This window comes from Mesorhizobium sp. M0048 (genome assembly GCF_040323405.1).
Taxonomy (GTDB): Bacteria; Pseudomonadota; Alphaproteobacteria; order Rhizobiales; family Rhizobiaceae; genus Mesorhizobium.
This window is the reverse complement of sequence record NZ_JAMYUV010000030.1, coordinates 1-26,217: the sequence shown is the minus strand read 5'-3', so window position 1 is coordinate 26,217 and position 26,217 is coordinate 1. Positions and strand designations below refer to the sequence as shown.

General features: G+C 58.8%; 27 protein-coding genes and 1 pseudogene. 14 read left to right on the top strand and 14 right to left on the bottom strand.

The genetic code is table 11. From position 1 onward, the window contains the following. Window positions 1-9 precede the first annotated feature (9 nt). Window positions 10-938, top strand: a pseudogene (locus NKJ84_RS21975) (tyrosine-type recombinase/integrase); the annotation flags it as partial. An 810-nt stretch (window positions 939-1,748) separates the two neighbouring features. Beyond that, window positions 1,749-2,945 carry a hypothetical protein gene (locus NKJ84_RS21970; RefSeq protein ID WP_352508203.1) on the top strand — a complete coding sequence of 399 codons (1,197 nt, stop codon included), beginning with the start codon at window positions 1,749-1,751 and terminating at the stop codon, window positions 2,943-2,945. Between the two features lie 159 nt (window positions 2,946-3,104). On the opposite strand, the gene NKJ84_RS21965 is transcribed toward NKJ84_RS21970, so the two are convergent. From NKJ84_RS21965 to NKJ84_RS21955, 3 genes are read right to left on the bottom strand one after another with little or no spacing between them, the layout of a single operon-like run. Then, window positions 3,105-4,586: a GMC oxidoreductase gene (locus NKJ84_RS21965; protein WP_352508201.1), complete on the bottom strand. Its 1,482-nt coding sequence runs from the start codon at window positions 4,584-4,586 to the stop codon at window positions 3,105-3,107. Then, window positions 4,510-5,022, bottom strand: a complete 513-nt coding sequence (locus tag NKJ84_RS21960; protein ID WP_352508199.1) for an NAD(P)-binding protein — start codon at window positions 5,020-5,022, stop codon at window positions 4,510-4,512. The genes NKJ84_RS21965 and NKJ84_RS21960 overlap by 77 nt, the downstream gene beginning before the upstream one ends. An 11-nt stretch (window positions 5,023-5,033) precedes the next feature. Then, on the bottom strand, window positions 5,034-5,795 hold the full coding sequence (locus NKJ84_RS21955; protein WP_352508197.1) for a hypothetical protein: 762 nt from the start codon (window positions 5,793-5,795) through the stop codon (window positions 5,034-5,036). Between the two features lie 1,122 nt (window positions 5,796-6,917). Between NKJ84_RS21955 and NKJ84_RS21950 the strand changes: the two genes are divergently transcribed. After that, a complete protein-coding gene (locus NKJ84_RS21950) occupies window positions 6,918-7,262 on the top strand; it encodes a hypothetical protein (protein WP_352508195.1) in 345 nt (114 codons plus the stop codon). 136 nt (window positions 7,263-7,398) lie between these two features. Beyond that, window positions 7,399-7,662 carry a hypothetical protein gene (locus NKJ84_RS21945; RefSeq protein ID WP_352508194.1) on the top strand — a complete coding sequence of 88 codons (264 nt, stop codon included), beginning with the start codon at window positions 7,399-7,401 and terminating at the stop codon, window positions 7,660-7,662. Between the two features lie 4 nt (window positions 7,663-7,666). Here the strand turns inward: NKJ84_RS21945 and NKJ84_RS21940 are convergent, their stop codons facing one another. Continuing rightward, window positions 7,667-7,942, bottom strand: coding sequence for a hypothetical protein (locus tag NKJ84_RS21940; protein ID WP_352508193.1), 276 nt, complete (start codon window positions 7,940-7,942; stop codon window positions 7,667-7,669). 342 nt (window positions 7,943-8,284) lie between these two features. On the opposite strand from NKJ84_RS21940, the gene NKJ84_RS21935 reads away from it, so the two are divergent. Continuing rightward, window positions 8,285-8,716 (top strand): hypothetical protein, encoded by a 432-nt coding sequence (locus NKJ84_RS21935; protein WP_352508192.1) that lies wholly within the window; start codon window positions 8,285-8,287, stop codon window positions 8,714-8,716. 847 nt (window positions 8,717-9,563) lie between these two features. On the opposite strand, the gene NKJ84_RS21930 is transcribed toward NKJ84_RS21935, so the two are convergent. The 4 genes from NKJ84_RS21930 to NKJ84_RS21915 form a co-directional block, all read right to left on the bottom strand. Beyond that, entirely contained in the window at window positions 9,564-9,899 is a 336-nt protein-coding gene (locus tag NKJ84_RS21930) for a DUF982 domain-containing protein (RefSeq protein WP_352508190.1), read from the bottom strand. A gap of 262 nt (window positions 9,900-10,161) precedes the next feature. Beyond that, window positions 10,162-10,380 (bottom strand): hypothetical protein, encoded by a 219-nt coding sequence (locus NKJ84_RS21925; RefSeq protein ID WP_352508188.1) that lies wholly within the window; start codon window positions 10,378-10,380, stop codon window positions 10,162-10,164. Between the two features lie 262 nt (window positions 10,381-10,642). Then, on the bottom strand, window positions 10,643-10,873 hold the full coding sequence (locus tag NKJ84_RS21920) for a hypothetical protein (RefSeq protein WP_352508186.1): 231 nt from the start codon (window positions 10,871-10,873) through the stop codon (window positions 10,643-10,645). Between the two features lie 156 nt (window positions 10,874-11,029). Beyond that, window positions 11,030-11,224, bottom strand: a complete 195-nt coding sequence (locus NKJ84_RS21915) for a hypothetical protein (protein ID WP_352508184.1) — start codon at window positions 11,222-11,224, stop codon at window positions 11,030-11,032. A 122-nt stretch (window positions 11,225-11,346) separates the two neighbouring features. Between NKJ84_RS21915 and NKJ84_RS21910 the strand changes: the two genes are divergently transcribed. Both NKJ84_RS21910 and NKJ84_RS21905 read left to right on the top strand, forming a co-directional pair. Next, window positions 11,347-11,673 (top strand): glycogen debranching N-terminal domain-containing protein, encoded by a 327-nt coding sequence (locus NKJ84_RS21910; protein ID WP_352508182.1) that lies wholly within the window; start codon window positions 11,347-11,349, stop codon window positions 11,671-11,673. Then, a complete protein-coding gene (locus NKJ84_RS21905) occupies window positions 11,670-12,077 on the top strand; it encodes a glucosidase family protein (protein ID WP_352508180.1) in 408 nt (135 codons plus the stop codon). Before NKJ84_RS21910 ends, NKJ84_RS21905 begins: the two co-directional genes overlap by 4 nt. Window positions 12,078-12,773: 696 nt before the next feature. Here the strand turns inward: NKJ84_RS21905 and NKJ84_RS21900 are convergent. The 5 genes from NKJ84_RS21900 to NKJ84_RS21880 form a co-directional block, all read right to left on the bottom strand. Beyond that, window positions 12,774-12,971: a hypothetical protein gene (locus NKJ84_RS21900; RefSeq protein ID WP_352508178.1), complete on the bottom strand. Its 198-nt coding sequence runs from the start codon at window positions 12,969-12,971 to the stop codon at window positions 12,774-12,776. A gap of 827 nt (window positions 12,972-13,798) precedes the next feature. Continuing rightward, window positions 13,799-14,083, bottom strand: a complete 285-nt coding sequence (locus tag NKJ84_RS21895; RefSeq protein ID WP_023680838.1) for a PilZ domain-containing protein — start codon at window positions 14,081-14,083, stop codon at window positions 13,799-13,801. 293 nt (window positions 14,084-14,376) lie between these two features. Continuing rightward, window positions 14,377-14,730, bottom strand: a complete 354-nt coding sequence (locus tag NKJ84_RS21890; RefSeq protein WP_352508176.1) for a TadE/TadG family type IV pilus assembly protein — start codon at window positions 14,728-14,730, stop codon at window positions 14,377-14,379. A 40-nt stretch (window positions 14,731-14,770) separates the two neighbouring features. Beyond that, on the bottom strand, window positions 14,771-15,211 hold the full coding sequence (locus tag NKJ84_RS21885; RefSeq protein WP_352508174.1) for a TadE/TadG family type IV pilus assembly protein: 441 nt from the start codon (window positions 15,209-15,211) through the stop codon (window positions 14,771-14,773). Between the two features lie 5 nt (window positions 15,212-15,216). Continuing rightward, window positions 15,217-16,539 carry a pilus assembly protein TadG-related protein gene (locus NKJ84_RS21880; RefSeq protein WP_352508173.1) on the bottom strand — a complete coding sequence of 441 codons (1,323 nt, stop codon included), beginning with the start codon at window positions 16,537-16,539 and terminating at the stop codon, window positions 15,217-15,219. Window positions 16,540-16,915: 376 nt separating this feature from the next. Here NKJ84_RS21880 and NKJ84_RS21875 point away from each other — a divergent pair, with 376 nt between their 5' ends. Genes NKJ84_RS21875 through NKJ84_RS21845 form a run of 7 tightly spaced genes read left to right on the top strand, consistent with a single transcriptional unit; the run spans window position 16,916 to window position 25,595 of the window. Continuing rightward, window positions 16,916-18,814 (top strand): methyl-accepting chemotaxis protein, encoded by a 1,899-nt coding sequence (locus NKJ84_RS21875; protein WP_352508172.1) that lies wholly within the window; start codon window positions 16,916-16,918, stop codon window positions 18,812-18,814. 7 nt (window positions 18,815-18,821) lie between these two features. Then, the gene (locus NKJ84_RS21870) at window positions 18,822-19,286 is read left to right on the top strand and encodes a chemotaxis protein CheW (protein ID WP_352508170.1); all 465 of its coding nucleotides are present in this window, start codon (window positions 18,822-18,824) and stop codon (window positions 19,284-19,286) included. Beyond that, window positions 19,286-20,536 (top strand): CheR family methyltransferase, encoded by a 1,251-nt coding sequence (locus tag NKJ84_RS21865; protein ID WP_352508168.1) that lies wholly within the window; start codon window positions 19,286-19,288, stop codon window positions 20,534-20,536. The genes NKJ84_RS21870 and NKJ84_RS21865 overlap by 1 nt, the downstream gene beginning before the upstream one ends. Further along, on the top strand, window positions 20,533-21,252 hold the full coding sequence (locus tag NKJ84_RS21860; protein WP_352508166.1) for a chemotaxis protein CheW: 720 nt from the start codon (window positions 20,533-20,535) through the stop codon (window positions 21,250-21,252). Before NKJ84_RS21865 ends, NKJ84_RS21860 begins: the two co-directional genes overlap by 4 nt. Next, window positions 21,249-23,543, top strand: a complete 2,295-nt coding sequence (locus NKJ84_RS21855) for a hybrid sensor histidine kinase/response regulator (protein WP_352508164.1) — start codon at window positions 21,249-21,251, stop codon at window positions 23,541-23,543. Before NKJ84_RS21860 ends, NKJ84_RS21855 begins: the two co-directional genes overlap by 4 nt. Before the next feature lie 22 nt (window positions 23,544-23,565). Continuing rightward, the gene (locus tag NKJ84_RS21850) at window positions 23,566-24,588 is read left to right on the top strand and encodes a chemotaxis response regulator protein-glutamate methylesterase (protein WP_352508162.1); all 1,023 of its coding nucleotides are present in this window, start codon (window positions 23,566-23,568) and stop codon (window positions 24,586-24,588) included. 11 nt (window positions 24,589-24,599) lie between these two features. Further along, on the top strand, window positions 24,600-25,595 hold the full coding sequence (locus tag NKJ84_RS21845; protein WP_031195385.1) for a response regulator: 996 nt from the start codon (window positions 24,600-24,602) through the stop codon (window positions 25,593-25,595). A 230-nt stretch (window positions 25,596-25,825) separates the two neighbouring features. Here the strand turns inward: NKJ84_RS21845 and NKJ84_RS21840 are convergent. Then, window positions 25,826-26,217 (bottom strand): transposase (locus NKJ84_RS21840; RefSeq protein ID WP_352508160.1); only part of this gene is annotated, 392 nt, incomplete at its 5' end.

Genomic DNA, 26,217 nt, shown 5'->3' with positions numbered 1-26,217 from the left:
TGTTAGAAGGACCTAGGCGGCACGTATAGGCAGATCATGGCGGGCAAGACACGTGCGAACGTCAAGACCGACAAACTGCGTGGGCGCGCTATCGTCCGCGGTGGTGCCGGCACAGCTGCCCTGACGATAGGTCTCTTCGGTGGCATTCTCACCTATGCGGTCGAACTCGGTATCATCGAGCAGAACCCGGTGCATGGCGTTCGCAAGCCGACGGACCAGGTCAACGCCCGCCGTCTCAGCGAACAGGAGTATCGCATACTCGGCGATATTCTGCGGAAGGCGGTCGAGGACCGGCAATACGAGACCACTGCAGAAATCATCCGGGTGATCGCGCTGACTGGGTGCCGGCGCAGCGAGATCATTGGTTTGCAGTGTGCGAAGTCGATCCTGAAGGAAGTTGCCTGCGTCTGACCGACAGCAAGGAGGGCGCGTCGGTGCGTCCAATCGGTCTGCCTGTGCTGGAGTATCTCGAGAGCCGCCGCAACGAGGAACAAGATGCCGAGGACTATGTCTTTCCCGGCTGGGAGGATGACACGCCATTCGGAGCCTTCCCCAGACAGTGGACGAAGCTGTTCAAAGCTACCGATCTAGCCGGCATTACGCCGCATGTCCTGCGGCACAGCTTCGCCAGCATCGGCAACGACCTTGGGTTCACCGAAGCAACCATTGCAGCCTTGGTTGGGCATTCACGCGGGACGATAACGAGCCGCTACATCCATACCGTGGACACCGCGCTCATCATGGCGGCCGACAGCATCGCTGGCTACATTCAGGGCCTGCTGGACGGCGTCGCATTCACCCACACCGTCTATGCGCTCGATCGGGACTCGAGGAAATCGGCCCTTGCTCACTTCCTGGGACAGAGCAACCCCGCGATGTCCAATGTGACGCCACTTTCAACTGCCGTGACCGACGGCAGCAGCGCGCTGCAAGGTTGACCAGCGTTAACCCAACCAACGCCACAGCGGCAGATCAGCTTGACGGGGGCCCTCACAAGTCGATGTCCCCTTCTGGCGCCAGCTTTGTCGCCTAGCTGGAGGGCCAACTAGGGAATGAGAGGCTGTTGATCCGAGGCGTTCCACGACTAGATCGATCCTCTCTGATGTCCTCGTATTCTCGACTTACTATCAGGTTCATTCGCGGCATGATCGATGACGCCATTGCGGGCGCTGATCATCCCTCCCACTTGCACCTTTTCCGCCGTAGGTGAGCAACGGCGATCCCCGCCTCGGCGTTGGGTCAGGCGCGGTTCTTAACACGCGCCGTACCGCTCTTGCGGTTCTTGGTGTCGGATGAGCGTCGCTAGGTTCACGCCACGACGACTTCCCCTTCGAGGGAAGTTCCGCGGCGGCACACCTTTCGGGCTCGGAATACCGGACAGTCGCAGGACAAGGCCTTCCTCGTCGACGTGTCGTCGACCGAGGAGCCAAAGCTATTGTCGAGGCTATGGAAGATCAAGGCCAATGCCGAGCGACGTCAAATGGAGTCGAGTAGCCTGGTACGCGACCGTCATTGCCAACTGGACGAAGCTCCGGGAAGGCGCAGTTCGCTCATTTCCGAGTTGCAGCCGGAACGGCTCTCTCGTCCGTCTAGCAAGCTGACGAACTGAACTGCGCGTTGTCGCCAACGAACGCACTTCGCTGCCTTCTGGACGGGTAAGTCAGTGCGATCTCGTCAACATGCCAGGACCCGCTCCCCGACCGCTCCGACCAGGCCTCAAGACCGTCTTTGGCAACAGTTGGGCGACATTGGATCCGCGCCGCAATAATAATCGGACACATACTTGCGCACTGTTGTACAACGGTGCTGTAGCAATCGTATTGCTGTCATCGACGGAGGGGTGCTGGAAGATGGTGGTGAAAGTTCTTGCCCTTGTGGCGGCGTCGTTATTTTCGACGGCAGTTGAGGCTGGCGAGCACCGGCTTGGCAACTGGAATGTGCAGACACTGGTGCATTCGGCCGATACGGCGACGGTGTTTCCAGATGATCACCACCGGACGGCCGCCGACTTCGCGGACCTGCGCAAATGGCGTGATCTCATTGCGGCGGATGTGATGTTCCTGCAGGAGGTGACCAGCCCCGCCGCCATCAATGAAGTCTTCCCGGTAGCCAATGGATGGACGCATTGTATCAGCGGGCAATACGCCGTGCTCGAGCACATGAACCAGTCGGGGCCGGTCTGTACGCGAGTGGGCGAAACGCCGCACATGCCGGTCGCCGCCGAACGGCAGCAGTTCACGGCGATTGCGCTGAAGGAGAGTGCGGGTCTAGTCCTCGACATGGTCGCCGATTTGCCAGAATTGAATGTCAAATCCGACGACAACGGAACTATCCGTGACGTGCGGTGGGGCCTCGATGTCATCCTGCGGGACGGTGCCAGCCGCTTGCGCGTGCTGGTCGTGCATTTGAAGTCGGGCTGTTTCGATGACCGGGTCGACCGGAAATTCTTCACCAGGGATCCTGCGCTGGACCCGCCCGCCAAGTTCGCCTGTGACACGCTAGGGCGGCAGATGTTTCCCCTGCACAAGTGGATCAGGGCGCGCGAGGATGCCGGCGAGGCTTGGATGATTGTCGGCGACTTCAACCGTCGCCTTGATTTAGGTGGAGGCAGGACGCAGGACGAAGTGTGGACCGCTCTGACGGCATTCGCGCCGAATAGAGACGGTCTCGATCAGGACAATCGGCCCGATACGTTGATGATGCGTCAGCCGTACAAGGAAGCATCGCTGTGCTGGCTGGAGAAGCGCAACGCCATGCCGGCCAGCCTGGCCGAGCAGGACGAGTACTTCTTCGCGCCGATCGAGTTTTTCCTATATGGGGCAAAGGTCGGCGCCTTGGTGACGCCGGCAAGCGGCGGACAAGTGCCGTGGCCGAATGCGCAGCCGAAAGATAACGTCCGGCTGTCCGATCATTGCCCAGACGTGTTGAATCTCAAGCTGGAATAACAGGATCCACATGCAGATTCTGTCGTGCCAGAGCCCACTTGTGATGTCGCGACGCCAGCCAAGCGGCGCGTCCAGCTTGCGACGTCGCGTCCCCTCGGGCTTGACTAGATAGATGAATGCGTACCGAGGGGATGGATACGCTGGCGCCGGTCAGACATTCTAACTCAGGAGACCGCGCTTCTCCTGCTGCACGATCCACGAACCGACCCGGAGCGCATTGGCTACCACTGTCAACATCGGATTCAATCCAAAGCCTGTGGGCATGAAGCTAGAGTCCACGACGAAAACGTTGCGCGCCTCATGCAGGCGACAATGCGAGTCGAGGACGGACCGCTCGGATTTCACGTCGTCGTCAGGCCCCATTCGGCAGGTCCCCATCTGGTGGTCACCGATGAGATCGACGATCGCGGGCGAGGCCCCGAACGTCTCAATGATCTTCTTGTTGCCGTTGCTCCTGAACTTCGCGACGGATTTCTCGAACATCGGGAGGGCCAATTCGTACATCCTCCACTCATTGGGGCCAAGATCCCGCGTGACTCGGGCGGTGGGGATGCCGTACTCGTCGACGTGCTTGGGATCGAGGTCAACGCGGTTGCGAGGCATGGGTAAATCGTCGGCCGTTAGCCTCAGCTCCATGGACCGCGCGTATGTCTCGATTTCCTTGAGCGGCTGGAGCGCCGCGCCTCGTTGCGAGTCGAAGTAGGCGGCGGCGTTTTCGAGCGGGTTCTTCTTGGCCGTGCTCGTTAGAGTCCCGGCCTTGATCCAGTTCTTGGTAACGGGCTCTTGGAGGAAATAGGGCTCATAGCTGGTCACGTTGCCGGTTGCTCCGAATTCACCGTGGACCATGCCCTGAAACGCTTTGTCGAGGGTGATCTTTACGCCAAGCCCGAAGAGGTGGAAGGTGGCGTTCCTCCCCAGTTGATCGCCCCGGTTGCCCAACCCTTCGGGTGGACCCGACAAGCGCAGCAGGCGCGCGGTCTGGATCGCCCCGCACGACACGATCACGTTGTCAGCCAACTGCTCTTTGAGCACTGGGTTGTCGGGGTCGCTGATGTCGAGATAGCGCACTCCCGTTCCCCGGCCAGCCGCCTTGTCGAACATGACCTCAATGGCCTTGGCGTTGCAGTGAATCTGCACCTTGCCCTCAGACCGAAGCGCGTCCAGTTCCCTGAGCGTTGTGACGCGGGTGCCGAACTTCGGCGCCTCCTCCTTGCCCCAGCAGATGTACTCGCCACAGAAGCCGCACATGTTGCATGCGTTTCGCTTGGCTTCGCTCCAGATCTGGTCCGCCTTCTGCTGCCAGAATTCAGGCCGGTCGTTGGAGGTCCATGTCGCCAGTGCCGCGGCAATCTTCTCGCGGGTCTGGTAGGGGGCGCTGCCGGGTTGAACGATGGCGCAGGGCAGGGGCACAGGCCACATGCCAGCGTGATGCATGCCCAGCTTGGCGAAGTGTCCGACCGGCGTGATCGGGTAGGCTCCGCAGGGCAGTGGCGTCGTGTCGAACCAATGTTGCTTGTCGCCGAAATATGCCGGGTGATTAAAACCCTTGTACCAAGCGCTCTGCTCAACCGCGTTGTTCATCTCGCCCCGGTCGCCGCTGACGCCCATCAGCGCCTCTGCGACCCTGTAATACGGCAGCATGTCGCCGTACCCGATGGGCCAGTCCGGCACCGCGTAGCTTCGTTTCCGAGAAGTGCGTGTTCAGCAGGAAGTCCAGGGGCATTGGGCGGTAGGACCAAGTGCCCCAGATCGTGGACCCTCCACCAAGAACCGAGCCCGTCCAGCCGTTGACGAACGGCTTGGCAGTATCCTTCTCGAAACGGCGAAAGGTTGTGTAGTCGCCGCGCAACCTTCGCTTCGGGTCGGGCTTGCGAAGGCGAAAGTACTCCTCTCTATGGGCCGACGAGTTGAACCCAGGCTCATCCTGCGGATGACCTGGCATAGCCTCAAACTCCTTCGTGATGTCACGTCCCTGTTCTAGCAGTGTGACACTGTAGCCCGCCTTGGCGAGGAGCCACGCGATGGTTCCGCCGCCGCCGCCGGACCCCACCACCACGAAGTTCGGTTTCTCGGTCATTGCTGTCTCCGTTAGAGCAGAGCGGTTACCTTGGCGTCGAACTGAGCGACAGCTTCCTGAACCTGTTCGGGATTGTAGACGTTGTGCCGATGACGGTGCTCTCCTGCCTCGATCAGCACCGCGCGCTGCCACAATTCTCCTTGCTCATCGACAGGCAAGAACGGACTTTCCAAGTCGAGCAGACAGATCGCAACGTCCTTGGCGAAGCGCTTGATGAAGTCAGACGATTTAACAACTTCCGTGGGTGGCCAGGCCGCTAGTTCATCGGCGAGCAGATTCTTCGCGAACTGGAGCCAGCTCGCGTCGTCGGGAAACACGCGCTGGGTCTGCGCCTTCATTAGCAGTGGCCAGCACGCCGCGTAGAATTCCGATCTCGCGCGCGGCAGCTTGAGCTTAGTCTTCGGATCTACCGTCGCGATCACGAAGTTCTCGGAATCGACAGGCGCGAAGGCAGCCGCTTCATCGAGCTTGTGCTGCGCCCGCCAGTCTGCAGGATGGTGGAGGCTCGGTTCAAACCAGAGGGGAGCAGTCGCGATCTTGTTCCATCGGACACGCAGGGCCTCGTTTGAATCAGACTCTATAAGGAGATCGAGGCGCTCAACAGCGCGAAGCGACTCGATCGACAGCGTCGGCCCGGACCCGCGCCAAGGAAGATCCGGCGCATTGGGCGGAACGTATTTCTGACCATCTTTGACCCAGCTTTCCAGCGGGAACAGCTGCCGCGCGAGTTTGGTAAGAGTGTCACGAACTTCTGCGTCGGAAATCATTCCCATAGAATGTTCACCTTGGCACGATATGCCTATCCGAGGTTGATTGGAATATATGCTCTTGCAAACTCGGGATATCGATGGGGTCATCCCCGGCGCGAATATTGACCATACTAATGCAAGATTGTGGTCAACAAATCAATGCGTTACCCTCTACTCGTGCGGGGTCAGGCTTCGGTGCTGACTCACAGTCATACGATGCACGATCCCGCTCCTTCGATCTGATTGCGACCCCAGAGAACCGGAAAGTATATTAGCTGTCTACCCGAAAAATTTGTCATCCACAGTGCAATCAACGCTCTGGGGCTGTTGACTGGATAAGACTGACGCGTTTAATCGCATTCGCGGCGCCTTTTCGCACCGCACGTTGCGTGCTCGGATCTAACGAAGTGGCCGCCTCCCTCAAACGATGCGCCTGAATTCTCGCGCGGGAATCCGTCCCACCTGATCCTCGAACTCCACAGGCGCTGTCTTTTGACGCTCTGTTCTCGCGCTCAGTATGTCAGAGAAAAGCGTGCAAAACGTCAGAGTGCCGATAGTCTCGCCCCATTACGTTAGTGCGGGCCGGCATGTCTAGCGATAGTCTTCCCTCAAGTTACTATGGAAGGCATAGCTCATGAGTTCAATGATTTAAGATGTCAGGATAGCTGGCGTTTCATCAGTTCCAGGCTAACATAGAGGAAGTTTCCGGTTCCACGGGCCAGGTCGAGGACGCGCGTCGTGCAGAGCTTATGGTGATAAGTCTTCACTGCAGCCAACGCTGCCGGATGATTTCCGGCATCCCGCAGTTCCTTCACCTGTCCTTGCACAGCCTCCCAATCGGCACGTAGGGGCTCAATCAATTCACTTACCGCGCGCTTTTGCCTTGGGTTCTGGCGAGCTTTCGGACGGGTTTGCAGCCAATTTTGCAGATCGCCGATCTGTTACCCACAGGGACTTTTTCCTCGCCACCAAATCGTCACGATCGCCCTCAGCGGTCGCTCGGCTATGCATGGCAGCTATGGCGTAGTCGGCTCTGTTGGTTCGATAGTCTTCTTTTTGGACAGTCATTGTTTGCTCCCAGTTTCATAGCCCCTCTTTTTGCCCTGGCGGGGAGATTAACTGCCGGTGCATTACGCGAGTCAATCGATGAACGACCACTCCGCAGTGGCCAAGGCGGGAAGCAAGCCGACAATTTTAACGTTGGAGCGGCTTACAGAGTGCAACACAGCCGCCCTTTCGTCGGGCTGCGTTGATCGCGTCCATGTTGCCCTTCAGCTCGCCGATCTTGGCTTCACCTGCCTTGATGTCTGTGTCGTCCATCATGCTGCCAACCGGCAAGCCAAGCCAAAACACGCCATCCACGTCATGGCGGGCCGTCCTGTGTTGTACGGCCATTATCGGGCCAGGTCGGAACTCGTTCGGAAAAGTTCGGCTTCCAAATGGCTGCAGGACGTGCCCGCGTATACGCTGGACGAAACCAGCATGGCTTGATGTCGGCTGGGCGAGTAGCGCAGCCCGACAAAACGCTGATGGCTACAAACGCACATAACTTGATTTTCATGCTTCCCCAAAATGCCCGCGGCGAGCATGCGTTGAGGGCGGGACGAAGTCTATGTGCCTTGACGGGATGCCGAATATATTCCTATTTTGCGGGATGCCGCACCGTCGCCGCCATGAACAGATTTCCGAGTATCATCTTGCCAAGATCGAACGGCAGGCTTGGCTACTGACGAAGGAACTGCGGGTCGCGCAGTTGTCCCTAAGGCCGTTCTGTCCGCACTACGACGCCATCGACAATTTGCATCGGGCCCTAAAGCGGGCGCTCAACTTGCTGCATGACCGCCCGGCGGATTACGAAGAACCGCATTTCGCGCCCATGTCGCGAGGGTGAAGAACTAGCCTGTCAGTTTAGTGAAGTCGTGGCGCCGCGCGCGAACATGTGCCAGCAAATTCGTTTCGTTTACGACCCCTGATTGAAACAGATTCAGCGTGGTCGAGGCCAGAATCTGACCGTCTATCGGGGTGCTGTACCATTTGGCGTCGGCAGTTACCTGGTCGACAACTCGCTGGCAGATCGCCCGATCTTTAGGTCTAAGAAACTGACTGTTCAGTGCTCGTAGCATCTCGAAGCCTTGAAACGGGGAGTCACCTGTCTCCCGCGCGATACCCATGCGTGGTCTCCGAGCATGGACCCTAAACGCATTCAGACAGAAAATTGCCATTCGTTTGAGTGGTACCGATGTCGCGTGGATAAGCGGCGGTCCGCGAGCTAATCCACCATGTCGCGCAGCGGCTTCTTGCGCTTTGGCGTCCTGTACTTCTCGACCAGCCTGACCTTGTCGATCTCGATCGTCACCAGCGGTCCCAGATCGACGGTCACCCTGCCGCCTTCCTCGTCTATGCGCGTGATCTGTCCGGTAAGCTCGATCTGCTGCCCCTTCTTCGCCTTGGTATGATCGATGATCGAATGCGGAAAGCTATAGCTCGGAATCGAGACGTTTACGCAGCGCTGAGTGACCCGTTTGCGAAGGCGGCCGGGATCGGCACCTCGTCACGAATGGAAATTCCGCGCGCCGTTCCATGAGTCTGGTGCGCTCGGCGCCTTACTCAAGATATTGCTAATTATGAATGAGCCCGCTTCCTCCAATCGATGGATGAAGCCGTTCGTGGGCCGGTGCTACTTTGATGCATCGCGCGACTTACCCGACAAGAGCTGGCTCCAGAGGCAAAATATGAGCAAGACGACTCTCATTGCTATCGCAATCCTCGCGATCAGTGTCGGCTGTGCCGAAGCCAAGGACCGTAAGGTCGAAACCGCGCCCCTCGGCACGTACGCCAATTCGAAGAACCTGCCGGTTTGTACCGCGGCAAGCTCACTCTTCGAAGTCCTCGGTGATAAATGTTTTCTCGTCAGAGGTTCTGATGATCTATGGCGACATCGCTGAACTCTCCCGGACAATTACTTTGAGTTGGTAGCCTAAGCAACAACCTCCCAGCGCGGCCTCCAGTCTCCGGTATGAAGTTGCGTCGCAGGGGCTGCCTTCGCCCGGATATCGACCCGGTCTTCGCGCGTCGCCAATACCGGCGCAATCCCCAGTCACCACGGGCCTCTCCAAAATTCTTATGCCGTCCGCACCTGCGGTCGAGCGTGTCGCGCCAACACAGCAGCGCCTCTGCATCGTTTGGGCAACCCAACGCATAGCTTCCGGTCCGGAAACTCGCTTACGCGTCTCATCGTCCATTCGGCAGTGGAAAATTAGGCCGATTTGGCAGTGCTCAGAATCGCGTAGCTGTCCTGCGATCCGCTCGGAGAAGATGGCGAGTGGTTGCGGGCAACTGCGCCTCAAGCTGGCTGGCGACCGCCGTCTGCAGCCCGCTGCTGCGGAGCAGCGCTGACGCTGCGTTCGTCCGGACCCGTCGCAAGACCGCTTGATTGTATCCGGCCTGGAGACAGACAAACGCCGGCGCAACCTCACCCTGAAACCAAAAGACAATATCGATGACCTCCAACAGCTATGCTCCCAAGGGTTCAAGCGCCTGCAAACATTCACCATGCCAATTTCGCCATCGCCGCTAGAACTTAGAGCGCCAAGAGCCCGCCGACCAACCCCGCTTTAGCCGCAGCTAAGGGAACGATGTAGGCCCTCGCGGGTTTAGAGGTGGCAGCGGGATTCTTCGTGGATGTGCAGCCGCTGTGGGGGGTCCGTCGCCTCTCCCTCACCGGCGGCGGGCTCCTTTCGCGAAGGCGGTGTTGGTCAGAGAACCTTTACCGCAGTTCAAGTTAGCTACTTGTCATTGGGGGAGTAATGTCCCCTCCTCTTTTGCAGCAGCCAGGAATGCCTTGCGGGCCTCCTCGGGTTCCATCTCATCGAAAATCACGGCCATGCAAACGCGCACCGCGAGATCCCAGCAAGGGCCACGCTTGGTCCACTTCATCAGCTCCTCGCCGGCTGTCTCGGCGTTGTTGACATTGTGGATGATCCCGGGACGCTCGGTCTTGACGGGGACCGGAGGGTTGAACCAGTGGCGAGCCAGGGTTTCCTCTCTATAAACCGGCTCAGCGATTAGGACGGCTAACCATTTGTTAGGGATGGTCTGAGTCCGTGACGGGTGTTTCCAAACGTTCATCGACGTTTATCCGAGCGGTCGGTACGAAGCCGGTATGCATCATCTTCCGGTGGGTGTCGCCCTAGTCATTTCGCTTGTTGTCGGTCTAGCCATTGCGGCGATCGCCTCAAAGGACCATTCGGAAATCTGCGGCATCCGATGCTTATTCGTCCTCGGCGAGAGCGTTAATGTGAGGGCTGTCACGCCAAGGCGGGAATATCGAGAATGAATGGCAGCACACGGTCGCCATTGCCAGGTCACGACAAGCGAAGTTGGCTGACAGCTATTCGCGACCGTCGAAAGGCACGTAGAGGCCCATGGCAGTTGCTGCCTCGAGGATCGCCTTGGTTAGTTCTTCGTCGGAGGCCACCAAACAAGGCGCAGCCTCCCGAGCTTCGCGTAGTGCCGCTTTGATCGAGACCGTGTCGCGACGGTCCGCCCTGTTGAGGAGTACAGTGATTGCTTGCTCTAGAAGCGGACCGACCCTTTGCGCGACGCTCATCCGGCCCTCCCCAGGGACACGCCGAAGGGGAATCTACTCACTTCCTGACCGACATCAACGCCATGTACGAATCGTACGAATTGGCACGGTGCTAGGCCGCAACAGTCAGCAATTTTTAGCTCGAGTTTCTGATCGGTGATCGGATAATTGGCTCGCGCGCAGACCCCCTCCGACCATAGAGCGCGCTTCGATCCGCCTTTCGTCCACAACCTTGGGTCGAATCGTCCCCGACGTATACCGGAGGGAAGAACCTGCCATCAGGCTATTCGCGAAGGTCGAACGCGACGAACATGCCAAAGGTTGGGGCAAGATCGACAATAAGCTCCACCAGCTCGCAGTCACTTTCCGCCAGATGTAGCCCGTCTCGGCGCACCGCTGCGATAGTCTCTTTGACGGAGATGATGATTTGGCCGCGCCGGGCTCGTAAAATCAGCTCTTCAACAAGCTCATTGGCAGTCACTTTGATAGGTCGGCAGTTCGTCCAAACGTTCATACCAGGCCTCCCACCTCAGCGAGAACCCACGCGGAACATTCATGACCCTCTGTCGAGAAAAATCAAGAAGAATGTTTGATAAGTTCTGAGTGAGAATCAGGGGAGAAGCCACGAAGCGAGCCTCTGTACTCTTTGACCTGACGCTCAGCCAGCCGGCTAGGGACCTTCTTCCGTCGGGCCCTGTTTGGCCCGATCAATAGCCGCAAGTAATGACTGCAGGGTTGGCGGCAGTTCTGGTTCGACCTCCAGATTTAAGAATGTTTGTACGTGATGACGATAGCCTTCGGAACGGATCAGTTTCCGAAACGCTTCGGAGACAGACTGATGGTCTGCTTTGTTGCTCGTTGTCATGTTCGGGAAGTCCGTCCCAATGAGCCGCAACTCGCCCGCAACGAATGGGTTCCATCAGGAGGTCGGAATATTTGGTAGAAATTTCTGAGCGGGAGATCGGATAACTGGCTCGCGCGACCCCGTTGCTCGAGCGCATTACCTTCACCAACTACTTCGCGCGCGAGATTGCGTTGCCGGTCCGTGTCGACTTCGATGCCGATTTCCGAGACATGTTCGCGGTGCGCGGCACCACGCGTAGCCATCACGGTCGTGCCCATGACGCGCTGATTGGTGAGGCAAGCGTCACATTTCGGTACGAAGGGCTTGATAATGTGGCGCGCCAGTCGGTCATTGCGGAGCCGGATCAGGTGCATTCCAGTTACGCCGAGTTCCGCATTGTCGTGCCGAGCCGTGACCGCAGGATCCTCCATCTGGATGGTCGGTCACGGCGAAGAGATTCCGTCCAGTGACCGGTTTCGCGCCGCCGCTGGGCGAGCGCGATGTGCGATTTCGCTCAAAGCGCCGGCAAGGCGCCACCGTTTTCAGTTCCGGACGCGTGTTCAATGACTGGCTGGCCCGCACACGTGCCGACATCGCGCTCCTGACAACCGACCTCGCGACGGGACCATACCCGTATGCCGGCATTCCATGGTTCTCAACCGCCTTTGGTCGCGACGGAGTCATTTCCGCCTTGCAGATGCTCTGGCTCAATCCCGAGCTTGCCCGTGGCGTGCTGGCGTTTCTCGCCCGCTACCAATCGACCGAGACGTCCGTCTTCGGAGACGCGGACCCAGGCAAGATCATGCACAAAACGCGCAAGGGCGAGATGGCCGTGCTTCGCGAGTTGCCGTTCGGCCGACAGGACCGGAGATGAGGACTTTGTCGATCGCATTTGGGAATCACTGGGTGCTGCCACGGCTTGGATGGAAGAAGTCGGAGCCCGCAACGGGGAGGGGTTCGTTACCTACAGCAGGGCAGCGGATACGGGCCTCTTCAATCAGGGCTGGAAGGACAGTGCCGATGCGATCTTTCCATACCGACGGCACTGTTCCCAAGGGACCGATCGCCTTAGTCGAGGTGCAAGGTTACGTCTTCGCAGCATACCAACCGCGCTGAACGCTCGCACCTACCAAGCCGGACAGCGCTACTGGTCGCTGCATGTTGCACAGGAGCGGAAGAAGCTCGAACGCCGAGGCTTTACCCCACCAGATCGACGCCGAGATCAGCCGCTATGCGACGGCGATCAGCCGCATCCTTCGCTCTCAAAAGCAATATGGCTCAACACCGGATAGTGCCACATGAGCAAGGGAGCGAGCATATCCGTCCGCGAAGCGGAACGGAGTGGGGGTGTGGGGCCTCAGGCCCCGCGTTTTCCTTCTGTTGGCGGTAACGCCGCGCGCGCGATGGCATTTCGAGGCAGTGGAGCGCATGCCGGATGACGGGTTCCTCGCGAGCACCAGGCCGCGCACCATGAGCCGCGCTCGCCGTCTGTCGACCTGGTTGCCGCCGTGCTTGAGCGCGAGTGGTGGCGGTGGCCTGAAGGTCGCGACGAATGAACCGCCGGCCCAGTTCAATCCGCGCGACGTCCTTCAAAGCTGGGGGGATCGATCTTCACCAAGCGGTCTGCGGCCTCGACCGCAGTTCGTATCCTGCTGCACAGCGCGAGATTTTCGGCCAGCATTTCTTCAGTGCGTTGAAGCGCGAGCTCGGTCCGGTGGATGCGCTGCCTGGCATTGGCAACTTCCGATGTCAAAAGATCGGCCGCCATCCCGTGGCCGTGGGGTTCCATAGTGTCCATGGGTTTCTAATACATGGGGGGCGATATCGTTCCATGATGTCGGGCGAAACGGCGGGCCGCAGAAAAGCGCGATGGGCCGAATGACCAATGCGCTCCCTGTCAAAACAGCGGACGCTGAGGAAGATCACAAGGGAAGCACTAAGGCGCAACTCAACCTCAAAGCGAACGGTCCGTTTTTTTTGGAACTTTGTGGGCTGGTCGACAAATTGCACGAGGTTCCCTGATATGACAGGCACTCTGACCCCGTCGTTCCCAGTCAGGCGAATGTCGCTGTCGTCTCGAGGGACCAAAACCATCACCTTTCGGACCGATCACGTGACGATTCGCGACGGCATGAAAAAGATGACGGCGGCACCCGCTACCGAGTGCCGTGTCGGTGCTGCAGGCCCCAGGCCGAAGCAAGGGGAAGGCCGGTTTTCTGCTTGTGGGGGAACAGCGCCCTTTATTCCCCTGCCCAATACCGAGCAGGTGCGCGACAAACGCAGGCGTAATGAATGCGAGCAGTTCCACACGAGCAGACCGACCCCACCAGCGCCGCATACTCGCGACGACTCGGACCGTCTCGAAATGCACGAGCACTGTTTAAACCATCAGGACGGTGGAGAGGGCGAGAGCAGTAGCTATTCTGAAATCTCCAACGATGGTCGGCAAACCGATAATGGAAGCGAGCAGTCAGTCGGCGCCAGAATGGTTGTCGGCCACCTAAGTCGAAGAAATTCTGGAGGAGGAACAAGGCGTCCAAAGGACGGGGGTCAATCACCGCCCAGCATACGGCTACGAGGTGTGGTTCAGGGGATTTAGCCGTAGTGCCAGTGCGGCTTTGGCTCGGTGCCGGTGAACATGACGCCGATGCGGTCTTCGCGACGCCAACGAACCACCGCCTTGTAGGCGATGCCGTCGGTCGGCACATAGAGCAGGAATTCGTCGGGGACGCGAGCGTCGATCGAGGCCTTCAGTTCGGCGCCGCCGGCATGCATGTTGCGCACCGTGCACGTGACCTCGGAATGGGTCATGCCGGTCAGGATTGTTGCGCCCTTGAAGACGCGCTGCCTGCGTTGGCGCCTCTGTTCGTCTTCAGCCATTTCGCCTAATTCCCGGCGTCTGTCGCTTCGTGTAGCTTTTGGTCTGCCAGATAATTGAGCGTGGCTGATGAACATAGCGTTATCGTCAGAGGCGGCGTGACATGCGGGATCGGTCGTGGAAGTACGTTTCAGGAGCATGCCGGCCTCCTACCAAAGGGCTTGCCAAAGCGGCCGGCGACCCCAATGGGTCAAGCCGGGGATCAAAGCCCGCGTGAAGCACCTTGCGGCAAGGAAGGGCTTCGCTGCAGGTTTTTTGATGGAGAACTAGCTGCGGCGTCCGACTAGAATGAGCCTTATGTTCCAATCAACGGAACCGTGACGGTTGTCGCATAATTAATCGGATACCGGTCGAAATACGGGAACTCGATCACGAACGCATATTTGGCGGTCAGATGTGCCATTCGAAAGCCGCCGCTGGGGGCGTCGATTGCTATTGTTACGTCGACGTCGCTCAATCCCAAACTCAGCAATTTTGCCGTGGCTATCGCTTCTATCTCTGCTTCGGTTAGCGAGTTCTTCATTTGCAGCGCACGTGAGGACGTTTCCAGCGTGTACCGAACACTCGACATGGCATTCAGAGCCCAGCCGAATGCGAAGATGCCGATCAAAAGCGTTATCAGAATAGGCGCGATCAGCGCGAACTCCAATGCAGCTCCGCCTGATGCCCCACGTATGAAGGCTCTCCCTTTAGCGAACACGAATCACCTGTTGCTGGCTGAGCTCGCGCGAGAGGGAAAACTCGCCAAAACTGAAGGGCGGGAACCAGGTGGTTGTCGCCTGTATTACAACGAAAACCGCGGGAGCTTTCAAACTGTCGCACAGGACAGATAGATCGACCACGGTGATCCCGCACATATATTTCCGGCTCAGCGTCACCTGCGCGTCATCGGGATGATTTTCCCAGCTCGAAAGGGCGACGGCTTGGGTAGCCGCGTCGTCGGCTGCGCCTTGCATCACGAGGTTCGCCGCCGTTTTGACGCCTGCACGCATCGACAGCGCGCTTGATACGAAAGACCAACCGTTAATGACGCCAAGAAGTACCAGGCAAAGGATCGGCACAATCAGCGCAAACTCTACCGCAGCAACACCCGAATCGCTCCGGAAGATCCGGGCTGATAATCGTTCCACGAAGATTACTCCACAAGCCGAACGGATTGCGTCGCCGGAATATTACGCATTCCGAGGCTCGTGCAATCCTGGCTGATGCTCGTGTTGCCGGACCACTGCAAGGTACCGGCGACGACCTGCGTGCAACCACCCTTGCCAGAAAAATTGCCGAGATAATTGACGTCCTGGGTTGGAAAATACAGAGCGCCGGTCAAAAGCGAATCCGCCGTGCCGTTTAACGTGTTCGATCCCGTCAGGTTACCTCTGTCGCCGTAAAACAGGACACCGGAATACGTGCCCGACGTGGGTGCACTAAGTTTGACGGTGGCGTTGCCGTTCATGGTGACGCCGGAGCTGCCGGCCAGATAGATGATGACTCCGGTGCCGGAAACATTGGCGTTCGCGTTCGCCTTGAAATCACCGCCTTGAATGACGTACACGCCGGGCGCGAGCGCAACATTGCCGCTCAAGCTCAGCCCGCTGCAGTATGTCCCGGGGTTCAGGGTCGACAATTTCGAGTTTTGACAGGGGGTTGTGGCTGGTGGCGCCGGCAGGTCGGCAAAGGGATCACCAGCGGGTAAGGCCTGGGTTATCGGGCTGGCGCAAACAGTCGTCACAGGGTTGTTCAACGAAACACCGCCGGCCGATATCAGGCAGTCGGCCTGAAGGTTTGCCGATCCCTGAAGCTTGATCGCATCGGCGGCAATGGAATTGGACATCACGGAGCAGCCCGTCATTTTTATGGTCGAACTGCCGGAAAACAGCGCCGCTCTCGGGGCGGAACGATTGAGCGACAAAGCGCAGGCCTTTGAGGCGTCAGTGATGAAAGCCACCGCTCTTGCCCGTGCGCCGATCGCGTTTTGCGTGAATATCGATGTGAAAAACCGATCGAGGGTCTGATGAACGATGACCTCGACGGCCTTTTGGGCGACATTCGGGCCAGAGGACGGGGGAGTGAAGATTTCGATTGTGCCTGTTGACGGGTCCCAGCCGTTCGTCGTCGCTGACAGTGTCGCGGCGGCGACTATCGTTGGCTTGTCAGATCCCGAAACCTTTTCCAAAGCGCCAGCATAGGCTGCCGCATCCGCCACCGCCTGTAATTTCAGGCTGCTAAAATACCAGTAGGAGGTCTCGATACCGAGACCCGCTGCGCCGACGACAATCGGCAACGATAGGGCAAAAATAGTAGCAACGTTGCCGCTCGTCCCGACGCCTCGTCGCAAACACCGAACCAACCGCCTCGATATAATGCGCCCCATTTCCATGGGGTATTTAACGAAAAGATGGATGAAGGAATGGCTAAGAATTTCGCTCCATTTGATATATCCGCTCCTTGGCGCGGCCGGCACAAGCTCCCGCGGCCGCACTCGGCGAGCACGCTGCTGGTCGCTGGCCCTATCTTCAACCGGCGGCGCCAGTCGCGTATCGGGTTAGCGTTTCCAGTCTCAATGATTGACTTTGCGAGTGTTTCGCCCTCGTGGGTAGGCTAACGGCCATAGCCGCGACAAATGAAATCAGATTTGCGCCAAAGCGTGCACGGCAAGCAGGCCTCACCTGCACGCGCTCCACTTTGACAAGCCTAGGCGCCAATTGCACGGCGCTTCCAGGAGTTCCACCTGGAGCTATGTGCGCTCTCGCGCGAAACAGCGCGCCCCCTTTGCCAGGCCTTCGAAGCAATCCGTCGCTGAGAACACGCGCGACTCACGAGCGTTTCAATGGAGGGAGTTGCTTGCCACGCTCGATGTTGGAGATACTTTCCAGTTGCGGCCGATGCGATCGGCCATTGGTTTGGACGCGTACATGCCGTTCGCAGGCGGCTTGTGGGCGCGACGTGAACGGAAAAGAAACGTTTCCAACATTAGATTCCGCGATTCGAATGAATCTCGCCTGTTCGGCATAGTCGCAACGCGGTGCTGGGCTAGTCGTGCCAACAAATCAATTAGCGCCCTGGCGGAACTGAGCCCGATGAACAGCTTGACGATACGCCGCCGCATACTCGCCAGTTTCGCGGCCGTTCTGGTTGTCATGTCGGTTATGGCCAGCATTACATACGTTTGGTTTCTCCAGACGGAGCAAGAAGCGACCAGCGTGGAAAAGGAAACTCTTCCGGACCTCTATCACAGCACCCAGATCATGATGGGACAGATGGATGCCCATAGTCTTCTCCAGGAATATGCTCTTCAGGACAATCCTGCCGACAAGCGGGCTTTCGAGGCTACCATCAAGGCGAACCGCGACGCCCTGCAAGGGTCGATGGACGAGTATGAAGAGACCATTGAGTCCGATTTGGACAAGCAGAACTACGCTGTCGTCAAGGACCTCGCCGATCAATTCCGCCAAGCCGAAGCCGCCGTACTGGATGCCAGTCGTGCCGCGTTGGCGAAGGGAGAGATCTCCAACGAGCGCCCGGCCATCAAGAACAACGTGGAGCCGATCTTTCGGAAATTGCAATCGGCTCTGCAAGCCATGGTCGAGGACCATAGAGGAGAGGCAAACAGCTCGACCCAAAAGATAGGTTCGATCGTCCGCACAGCGAAGTTGGGCCTGATTGCCGGGTTCCTCGTAGCACTCGGTTTGGCCCTTTTGTGCGGCTATCTTCTATTCCGTGCCGTTAGTGTTCCGCTTGGCCGATTGGTCGATCTCGTCCGTGTAATGCGCCTGGGCGACTTCAGCGGGCGCCTCGATTTGAAGCGCAAGGACGAGTTTGACACGCTGGCTGAGGGCTTCAACACCATGGCCGATGATCTCACCACGCTGATAGGCCAGGTTCAGAAATCCAGCATTCAAGTCAACACATCGATAACCGAGGTGGCCGCCACCTCAAAGGAACAGCAGGCAACCGCAAATGAGATCGCGGCCACTACGACCGAAATCCGAGCGACCGCGAAGGAAATCTCGGCAACCTCCAATGAGCTCGTACGAACGATGAGCGAAGTTTCTGCGGTCGCCGAGCAAACCGCCACGCTGGCCACCGGCGGACAAGCAGGGCTGGCACGCATGGAGGCAACCATGCAGCACGTCATGGAAGCCGCCACCGCGATTAATTCCAAACTTGCGATCCTGAGCGAGAAGGCCGGCAATATCAATCAGGTGGTGACCACGATCACCAAGGTTGCCGACCAGACCAACCTTCTTTCGCTAAACGCCGCAATCGAGGCTGAAAAGGCGGGCCAATATGGGCGAGGCTTTGCGGTCGTGGCAACGGAGATCCGGCGGCTTGCCGACCAAACCGCCGTCTCGACATACGACATCGAGCAGATGGTCAAGGAAATTCAATCCGCCGTCGCAGCCGGCGTCATGGGCATGGACAAATTCTCCGAGGAGGTCCGACGTGGCATGCAAGATGTGCAGCAGGTCGGCGGCCAACTCTACGAGATTATTCAGCAGGTCCAGGGCTTGGTGCCACGGTTCGAAGTGGCCAATGAGGGAATGCAGGCCCAGGCAACGGGCGCAGGGCAGATCAGTGAGACGCTGATACAATTGAGCGAAGCTGCCCAACAGACGGTTGAATCCCTCCAGCAATCCACGCTCGCGATCGACGAACTCAATCAGGTTTCGGGCGGGTTACGCAGCAGCATTTCCCGTTTCAAACTGCGGGCGCTGCGAGAGGTGCCTGCGAGCTAGGACGACAATGTTATTCCTCGGGTTCTGTATAGGTAGCGACCGGTATGTGCTGGACATGGAGCAGGTTGAAGAGGTCCTGCCTTACATCGGCGTGAGAAGGCTGCCGGGCGCGCCGAACGGCGTAGTAGGCCTAATCAACTGCCGGGGCTTACCCGTTCCCATGATCGATCTCAGCCTGCTTGCGCTTGGCCGCCCTTCGGCGCTGGTGCTGAGCACACGAATCGTTCTGATACGCTATCCAACCAAGGATGGTGAGAACCACCTGCTTGCGCTTGTTGCTGAACGAGCGACCGATATGCTCAAGCGGGATCCTTCTGACTTCGCGCCGTCCGGGATGGAGGCGGGAACTCCGCCCTACTTGGGCCCCGTGGCGTCCGACGATAGAGGACTTGTCCAGTGGGTCAGGGCCGAAGCGCTGCTATCTGACGACATTCGCGAAACGCTGTTCCGTCAGGTCGCGATGAGTTCATGATGTTTGGTGCGGTCGAACAGCTACTGAGGGAAAAGATTGGACTGGACAGCGGCACTGTCGGTCTGTCGGTGATCCGTCACGCGCTCCGGGAGCGGATGTCAGCCTGCCAGATCAGTGAGCTTCAAGATTATTGGCAATTGCTGGCTGGCTCCCCATCCGAGCTCCAGGAACTGATCAACGCGGTTGTCGTACCGGAGACATGGTTCTTCCGAGATCGTGAAGCTTTCACTGCAATGACGCGTCATGCACGGGCGCGCATGCGGCCGGGTCAACCCGTAATGCTCTTGAGCCTACCATGTTCGACAGGCGAAGAGCCCTATTCGATGGCGATGGCCATGTTCGATGCTGGTTTCGGAGCACAGGATTTCAAGATTGACGCAGTCGACGTGAGCACGGGCAACCTCGCGGCCGCGGAGCGCGCGGTCTACGGGCGTAACTCATTTCGCGGCGATTTTCTCGAATTCAGAGGGCGCTATCTCGAAGCGGCCGAAGGCGGACTACGGCCTGAGGTGCGGGTCCTGAAGCAAGTCCGGTTCAGGCTTGGCAACCTGTTTGATCCTGCGGCCTCGTATGGGCTGGCACCGTACGACATTATTTTTTCCCGCAACCTGCTGATCTATTTCAACCGAAACCTGCAAGACCGCGCGCTGGTTTGTCTGAAGACCCTCCTCGCGCCAGATGGCCTGCTGCTCGTCGGTCCAGCGGAATCAGGCCTTCCGATTCTGCACGGCTTTGCTTCAGCGCGATTACCCATGGCATTTGCGTTCACGAACGTGGAGCCGGCTAAGGCGCCCCGGACGGTTGCACCCTCCAAGTCGCGCTTCGGTCCGGCCACCCCTGCTCCTATCTCTGACGTCAGCAAAGTGCTGAGCCCGATCCGGCCGGCCTCCAGTAATGCAGCGACAGTGGAGCGCTCCGTCCACCCGTCCGAGCGGGCGGCCCAAAGCCTCGCTTCTATAGAACGCACCGCCAATGCCGGACGAGTTGCGGAAGCAAAGGAACTCGCGCTGACGCATCTCGGGGAATACGGTCCCTCCCCGGAAATCTTCTATCTGCTCGGGCTAGCTCAGGATGCAGAAGATGCGCGTTCCGAGGCGATCCAGAACTATCGCAAGGCCCTCTATCTCGAACCCCGCCATCAAGAAGCCCTCGCGCATCTTGCGCTGCTGCTTCGCAAGCAGGGTGACATCGCCGGTGCCGAGGCACTCACCGGGCGGCTCGGTCGGATTGGGAAAAGGAGCGGCACTTGACGTCAGCTGAGCCCGGTAGCGCATCATCGGTGCCGGACATCGCCATCGGCGACTGCTGGCGGCAAATAGGCGTTCGTGGTGACAGATCGTGCCCTGAACTGGAGCAGCATCTCCACTGCCGGAACTGCCCGACCTATAAGGAAATCGCACGGAACCTCCTGAACCGTCCGCTGCCGCCCGGCTATCGGGACGAGTGGGCCCGACATTTTGCCCAGGCAAGGACCGATGAACCAGTCGGGAATGCCGAGGGCAGTGCATTTCAGACGGTCGTTGTCTTTCGTCTCGGCGAGGAATGGCTGGCGCTTCCGGTTGGCTGCTTCCAAGAAGTGGCCGAACCTCGTAGTATCCATTCGCTGCCACACCGCAGGAACAGTGCGGTCCTCGGCATCGTCAATGTTCGAGGCGAATTGCTGGTTTGCGTTTCGTTGGCCAAACTGCTCGGAGTAGACGATCGCAAAACGCGGGTACAGGACACGCGGACCAAGGCATTTCCGCGTCTTATCGTCGTCGGCAACAGCGACAAGCGCGTCGCTTTTGCTGTGGACGAAATGCACGGCATTTATCGATTCAAACAGAGCGACCAGCTTGCCGTGCCTGCTACCGTTGGCAAGGCGTCCTCGACCATGACGGCAGCCATGGTCTCGTGGCGAGGGGGCGCGGTCGGTTGTCTGGACGAGGCGCTGCTGCTGGCCATGCTCGATCGAGCTATCGCATGAGCGGCGCGGACTACAGCCAATTTTCGATGCTCGACCTCTTTCGGGCCGAACTGGAGACGCAGTCGCAGGCCCTGACGTCCGGTCTGCTAGCGCTCGAACGCGATCCCGTGTCCGCCCAGAGTCTCGACGCTTGCATGCGGGCTGCCCATTCGCTGAAGGGGGCGGCCCGGATTGTCGATCTGACGCCAGCGGTGGAAGTTGCGCACGCGATGGAAGAATGCCTGGTCGCCGCACAGCGGGGGCGTCTCAGCCTGAGTCGCGAGCACATCGATACACTTTTGAAAGGCGTCGATCTCCTCGGATCCATAGCGAGTGAGCCTGCCTCGGCCGATGAGAGCGCCAAACCGGAAATAGCCGGTTTTCTGCTGGCGCTTGAGCAGGCATCCTCCCCATCGACAGCCAAGGTGCTTACAGCATCAGAGACGGAGCTCGCCGGCTCAAATGCTGCCCCGCAGGAGGCGCCGTGGGCCTCTTCGGCAAAGGAAACGGGCGTCCTCGCTCGATCGGAACCACTTCTTCAACCTTATGGCGGCGTCGGTTCCGACCGTATGGTGCGGGTAACGGCCGATAGTCTAAACCGCTTACTAGGGCTTGCCGGTGAGTCCCTGATGGAGGCTCGTCGCCTCAGGCCGTTTACGGGCGGCCTACTTCGACTGAAACGGATTCAGTCGGATCTCGCCATTGCCTTCGACGTTCTAGGCGACGCACTGGCCGAGATTCCTAAGGACGACGGGGCGGTGCAAGCATTGGCAGAGGCGCTGCAAAAACTTCGGCTGAGCCAGACGTTCCTCGCAGAGCGCCTTGACGAATTGGACTCGATTGACCGCAGAGCCACTGACCTTGCGAATCGACTCTATGACGAAACGCTGGCGAGTCGCATGCGCCCCTTCGAGGATGGCGTCCGGCACTACTCAAGGACGGTGCGCGACCTTGGCCGAACCTTGGGGAAGAACGTGCGGTTAGACATCGTCGGGGGCTCAACTGGCATCGATCGCGACATCCTAGACCAACTCGAGGCACCACTCGGCCATCTCCTCCGCAATGCTGTCGACCATGGGCTCGAAACGACCGACGAACGTATAGCAGCCGGCAAATCGGAAGAAGGTGTCATCAGGCTCGAAGCACGGCACAATGCGGGCCTGCTGCAGATAATCGTCGCGGACGACGGAAGGGGAATCGATCTGAACAAGCTGCGCGAGACGGTCGTGGCGCACGGCCTGACGACAGAGGAGACCGTCGGCAGACTTGCCGAAGCGGAACTGCTCGAATTTCTGTTTCTGCCAGGCTTTTCGATGAAAGCGACGGTTAGCAACATCTCCGGACGCGGCGTGGGGCTCGATGCCGTACAGGCGATGGCCAAGCAGGTCCGAGGCCTCGCAACCGTCTCCTCAGAGTTCGGCTTCGGAACCCGATTTCAACTACAGCTGCCGTTGACCTTGTCGGTGCTCCGCACGCTGCTCGTCGACATTGACGGAGAGCCATACGCCTTCCCGCTCGCAGGCATCGCCAGCACGATAAAGTTGCCGCGCACGCGCATCGAACTGCTCGAAGGCCGGCCGCATTTCCGCTTCGAGGATCGACAGATCGGACTAGTCACCGCGCACCAGGTTCTTGACCGCGCTGAGCCGCAAGCAGACGCCGATGAACTTTCAGTCGTTCTGATTAATGGTGATCACGGTGAAACCCACGGGTTGATTGTCGACCGCTTCCTGGGCGAGCGCGAGTTGGTGGTCCGGCCGCTAGATCCTCGCTTTGCCAAGGTCAAGGACATCAGCGCGGCGGCGTTGATGGAAGATGGTTCGCCCGTGCTTATCGTTGATGTCGACGATCTGATCCGATCAGTAGACAAGCTCGCGTCATCCGGCGGCCTACGCACCTTGCGGCGGGGTACTACCAGCCCCGATCTTAGGAGGCGCAAGCGCGTTCTGGTGGTCGACGATTCTTTGACGGTACGTGAGCTCGAACGCAAGCTGCTGGACAATAACGGCTATGAGGTCGAGGTGGCGATTGATGGTATGGATGGATGGAACGCCATACGGTCTGAACCATTCGATCTTGTTATCACCGATGTTGATATGCCGCGCATGGACGGCATCGAACTGGTGACCTTGATGAAGAAGGACAGCCGGCTCGGGAACACCCCGATCATGATCGTGTCGTACAAAGATCGCGAAGACGATCGCAGGCGAGGTCTGGACGCCGGCGCGGACTACTACCTGACTAAAGGGATTTTCCACGACGAGACACTGCTCCATGCAGTCGTCGACCTGATCGGCCAGGCGACAGAATGAGGCGCAGCGTGTGTATCCATCAATGAGGATCGCTATCGTCAACGATATGCCTCTTGCGGTCGAGCTTCTGCGGCGATTGGTTGTATCAACCCCGGAACATCAGGTGGCCTGGATCGCCGTTAACGGGCGTGAGGCAGTAGAGGCCTGCCAACGAGACCTCCCGGACCTGATCCTCATGGACCTGGTGATGCCGGAAATGGATGGCGTCGAGGCTACGCGCAGGATCATGGCGAAGACGCCATGCCTGATTCTGCTGGTCACGGCGAGCATTGAGGCCAACATTCCTGGTGTCTATGAAGCAATGGGGTATGGTGCGCTTGACGCGGTCGACATCCCCTCGATCGGCTCTGACGGCCCGGGGTCCGGACGGTCCGCACAGCTTATTATCAAGAAGATAACGACGATCAGCAAACTCGTACGTGACGCGCCGTCTTCAAATTGGGGCACACGGACATTGCCCCCGTCTGTGTCATCGGCACAGCACCTTATTGCCATCGGCGCGTCTGCGGGCGGGCCGGCAGCTGTTGCCGCGATCCTCGGCGCTTTTCCGAGCAATTTCACGGCCGCAATAGTTCTCGTACAGCATCTCGATGCGCAGTTCGTACCCGGTCTTGCAAACTGGCTCGGCCAGCATGCGGCACTTCCAATCCGTCCTGCACGCGAAGGAGATGAGCCCGAGGCCGGCACCGTTCTAATTGCGGCCACGGCTGATCATCTCGTCTTCAAGTCAGCCCACAAGCTCGGCTATACCCCGAAGCCGCACGACAACGTCTACCGTCCCTCCGTAGATGTATTCCTTGAGAGCGCCGCGCAGTGGTGGTCGGGTGTCGTGATCGGTGTCTTGCTCACGGGCATGGGTAGAGATGGTGCCCAAGGGCTCAAGCTGCTACGCGACAAAGGGCATTTGACAATCGCTCAAGACAGCGCGTCGAGTGCGGTCTATGGGATGCCCAAAGCCGCCGCTGCCATCGGTGCCGCTGTCGAGATCCTACCACTTGACTCAATCGCCCCGCGCCTAATCGAGGCGTGCGGCCGATCTTGCTGAAAGGTTATTCTATGACGGGCAAATCCAATCTCGTCTCACCCCTGGCAGACAATTACTCGTCAATGGTTCTGCTGGTGGATGACCAGATAATGATCTGTGAAGCGGTCCGGCGCGCGCTGGCAAACCAGCCGGACATAGATTTCCACTTCTGCACCGATCCGCTCAAAGCGACTACAGTTGCCGACGAAGTGAAGCCAACGGTCATCCTGCAGGATCTTGTCATGCCGGGCGTTGATGGGCTGGACTTGGTACGGCAATACCGAAAGAATTCCTCGACGCATTCTGTCCCCGTTATCGTGCTGTCAAGTAAAGAAGATCCGGCCATCAAGGGCGAGGCATTCGAGGCCGGAGCCAACGACTATTTGGTCAAACTGCCGGACCGTATCGAGTTGGTCGCTCGTGTCCGTTATCACTCCCGGGCCTATCTTGACCACGTTCAGCGAGAGGAGGCATACAGGGCCCTGCGAGAAAGCCAGCGGCAATTAATGCGTGCGAATCTCGAGCTGGAACGTCTCACACGGATTGACGGTCTCACAGGTCTGGGAAACCGGCGCTACTTCGATGAATATCTCGCGGCGGAATGGAAGCGCGCGGTCCGCACGAAGAGCCCGCTGTCGTTGTTTATGATCGATGCCGATCACTTCAAGCGCTACAACGACACCTATGGCCACATGGCAGGCGACGAGGTGCTGAAGCAGGTCGCCAGTGTAATCCAAAGCAGTTGCAACCGCTCGACCGATCTCGCGGCGCGCTACGGCGGCGAAGAGTTCGTCGTGGTGGTGGTCGATATTTTGCAGGCGCAGTCGGGCGCTATGGCCGAGCGGCTCGTGCAGAGCGTGCGAGCCTTGAGCATTCCACACGGTTCTGAGCGGGTGACAATCAGCGTCGGTGTTGCAACCATGGTGCCTGATGAGAACCACACGCCAAATGACCTCATCAAGGCGGCCGATCTGGCGCTCTTCCGCGCCAAGTCGGAAGGACGGGACCGTGTCGTGTATTACGACTAAAGGTAAGGGTGCTTTACGGACGGGCTTACAGCTCGTGCAGTTTAAAGGCTTGGTGATCGCCGAACGGGACCCCTCGATTGTCAACCGGGCAAGCGAAACAGTTCAAAGTCAGTTCCATTTCTGGATAACTGCTGTTCCGCGGACCGGAACCTCAAACACGAATTCGTTTTCGACGGCTACGCCTCCGACGCTTATGCGCCTGGTCCAGTCTAATCTAGAGCACGTCCTGTTTAATCCGGTTCATATCCTGCGGCTTTGAAGTAGTTGGCACATTCGGCTGGGGTGAAGAGGTCGACGACCGCGCCGACCGCGTCCCACAGAGCCGTGATGGTTCTCTCGGCCTTTGCTCGCAGCAGCGCCTTGAGTTTGGCGAAGGCGTTCTCAATCGGATTGAAGTCGGGACTGTAGGGCGGCAGGTAGAGCAGGCTCGCGCCTGCGGCCTCAATCGCGTCGCGCACGCCGGCGGCCTTGTGGGCGGGAAGGTTGTCCATGACGACTACGTCGCCCTCCGACAATGTCGGGACCAGCACCTGCTCGACATAGGCCAGGAACACGTTGCCGTTCATGGCGCCGTCGTAGACGAAGGGCGCAGTCATGCCCGTCAGCCGCAGCGCTCCGGTGA

Bases quoted from the DNA above. Each gene is read 5' to 3' on its own strand.
- NKJ84_RS21930 (WP_352508190.1), bottom strand. From the start codon at position 9,899: ATGAACGTTTGGAAACACCCGTCACGGACTCAGACCATCCCTAACAAA.
- NKJ84_RS21920 (WP_352508186.1), bottom strand. From the start codon at position 10,873: ATGAACGTTTGGACGAACTGCCGACCTATCAAAGTGACTGCCAATGAG.
- NKJ84_RS21850 (WP_352508162.1), top strand. From the start codon at position 23,566: ATGAGGATCGCTATCGTCAACGATATGCCTCTTGCGGTCGAGCTTCTG.
- NKJ84_RS21955 (WP_352508197.1), bottom strand. From the start codon at position 5,795: ATGGGAATGATTTCCGACGCAGAAGTTCGTGACACTCTTACCAAACTC.
- NKJ84_RS21870 (WP_352508170.1), top strand. From the start codon at position 18,822: ATGTTATTCCTCGGGTTCTGTATAGGTAGCGACCGGTATGTGCTGGAC.
- NKJ84_RS21965 (WP_352508201.1), bottom strand. From the start codon at position 4,586: ATGCTGCCGTATTACAGGGTCGCAGAGGCGCTGATGGGCGTCAGCGGC.
- NKJ84_RS21945 (WP_352508194.1), top strand. From the start codon at position 7,399: ATGCCGAATATATTCCTATTTTGCGGGATGCCGCACCGTCGCCGCCAT.
- NKJ84_RS21925 (WP_352508188.1), bottom strand. From the start codon at position 10,380: ATGAGCGTCGCGCAAAGGGTCGGTCCGCTTCTAGAGCAAGCAATCACT.
- NKJ84_RS21960 (WP_352508199.1), bottom strand. From the start codon at position 5,022: ATGACCGAGAAACCGAACTTCGTGGTGGTGGGGTCCGGCGGCGGCGGC.
- NKJ84_RS21940 (WP_352508193.1), bottom strand. From the start codon at position 7,942: ATGGGTATCGCGCGGGAGACAGGTGACTCCCCGTTTCAAGGCTTCGAG.
- NKJ84_RS21865 (WP_352508168.1), top strand. From the start codon at position 19,286: ATGTTTGGTGCGGTCGAACAGCTACTGAGGGAAAAGATTGGACTGGAC.
- NKJ84_RS21900 (WP_352508178.1), bottom strand. From the start codon at position 12,971: ATGGCGGCCGATCTTTTGACATCGGAAGTTGCCAATGCCAGGCAGCGC.
- NKJ84_RS21915 (WP_352508184.1), bottom strand. From the start codon at position 11,224: ATGACAACGAGCAACAAAGCAGACCATCAGTCTGTCTCCGAAGCGTTT.
- NKJ84_RS21895 (WP_023680838.1), bottom strand. From the start codon at position 14,083: ATGGCTGAAGACGAACAGAGGCGCCAACGCAGGCAGCGCGTCTTCAAG.
- NKJ84_RS21855 (WP_352508164.1), top strand. From the start codon at position 21,249: ATGAGCGGCGCGGACTACAGCCAATTTTCGATGCTCGACCTCTTTCGG.
- NKJ84_RS21950 (WP_352508195.1), top strand. From the start codon at position 6,918: ATGAACGACCACTCCGCAGTGGCCAAGGCGGGAAGCAAGCCGACAATT.
- NKJ84_RS21845 (WP_031195385.1), top strand. From the start codon at position 24,600: ATGACGGGCAAATCCAATCTCGTCTCACCCCTGGCAGACAATTACTCG.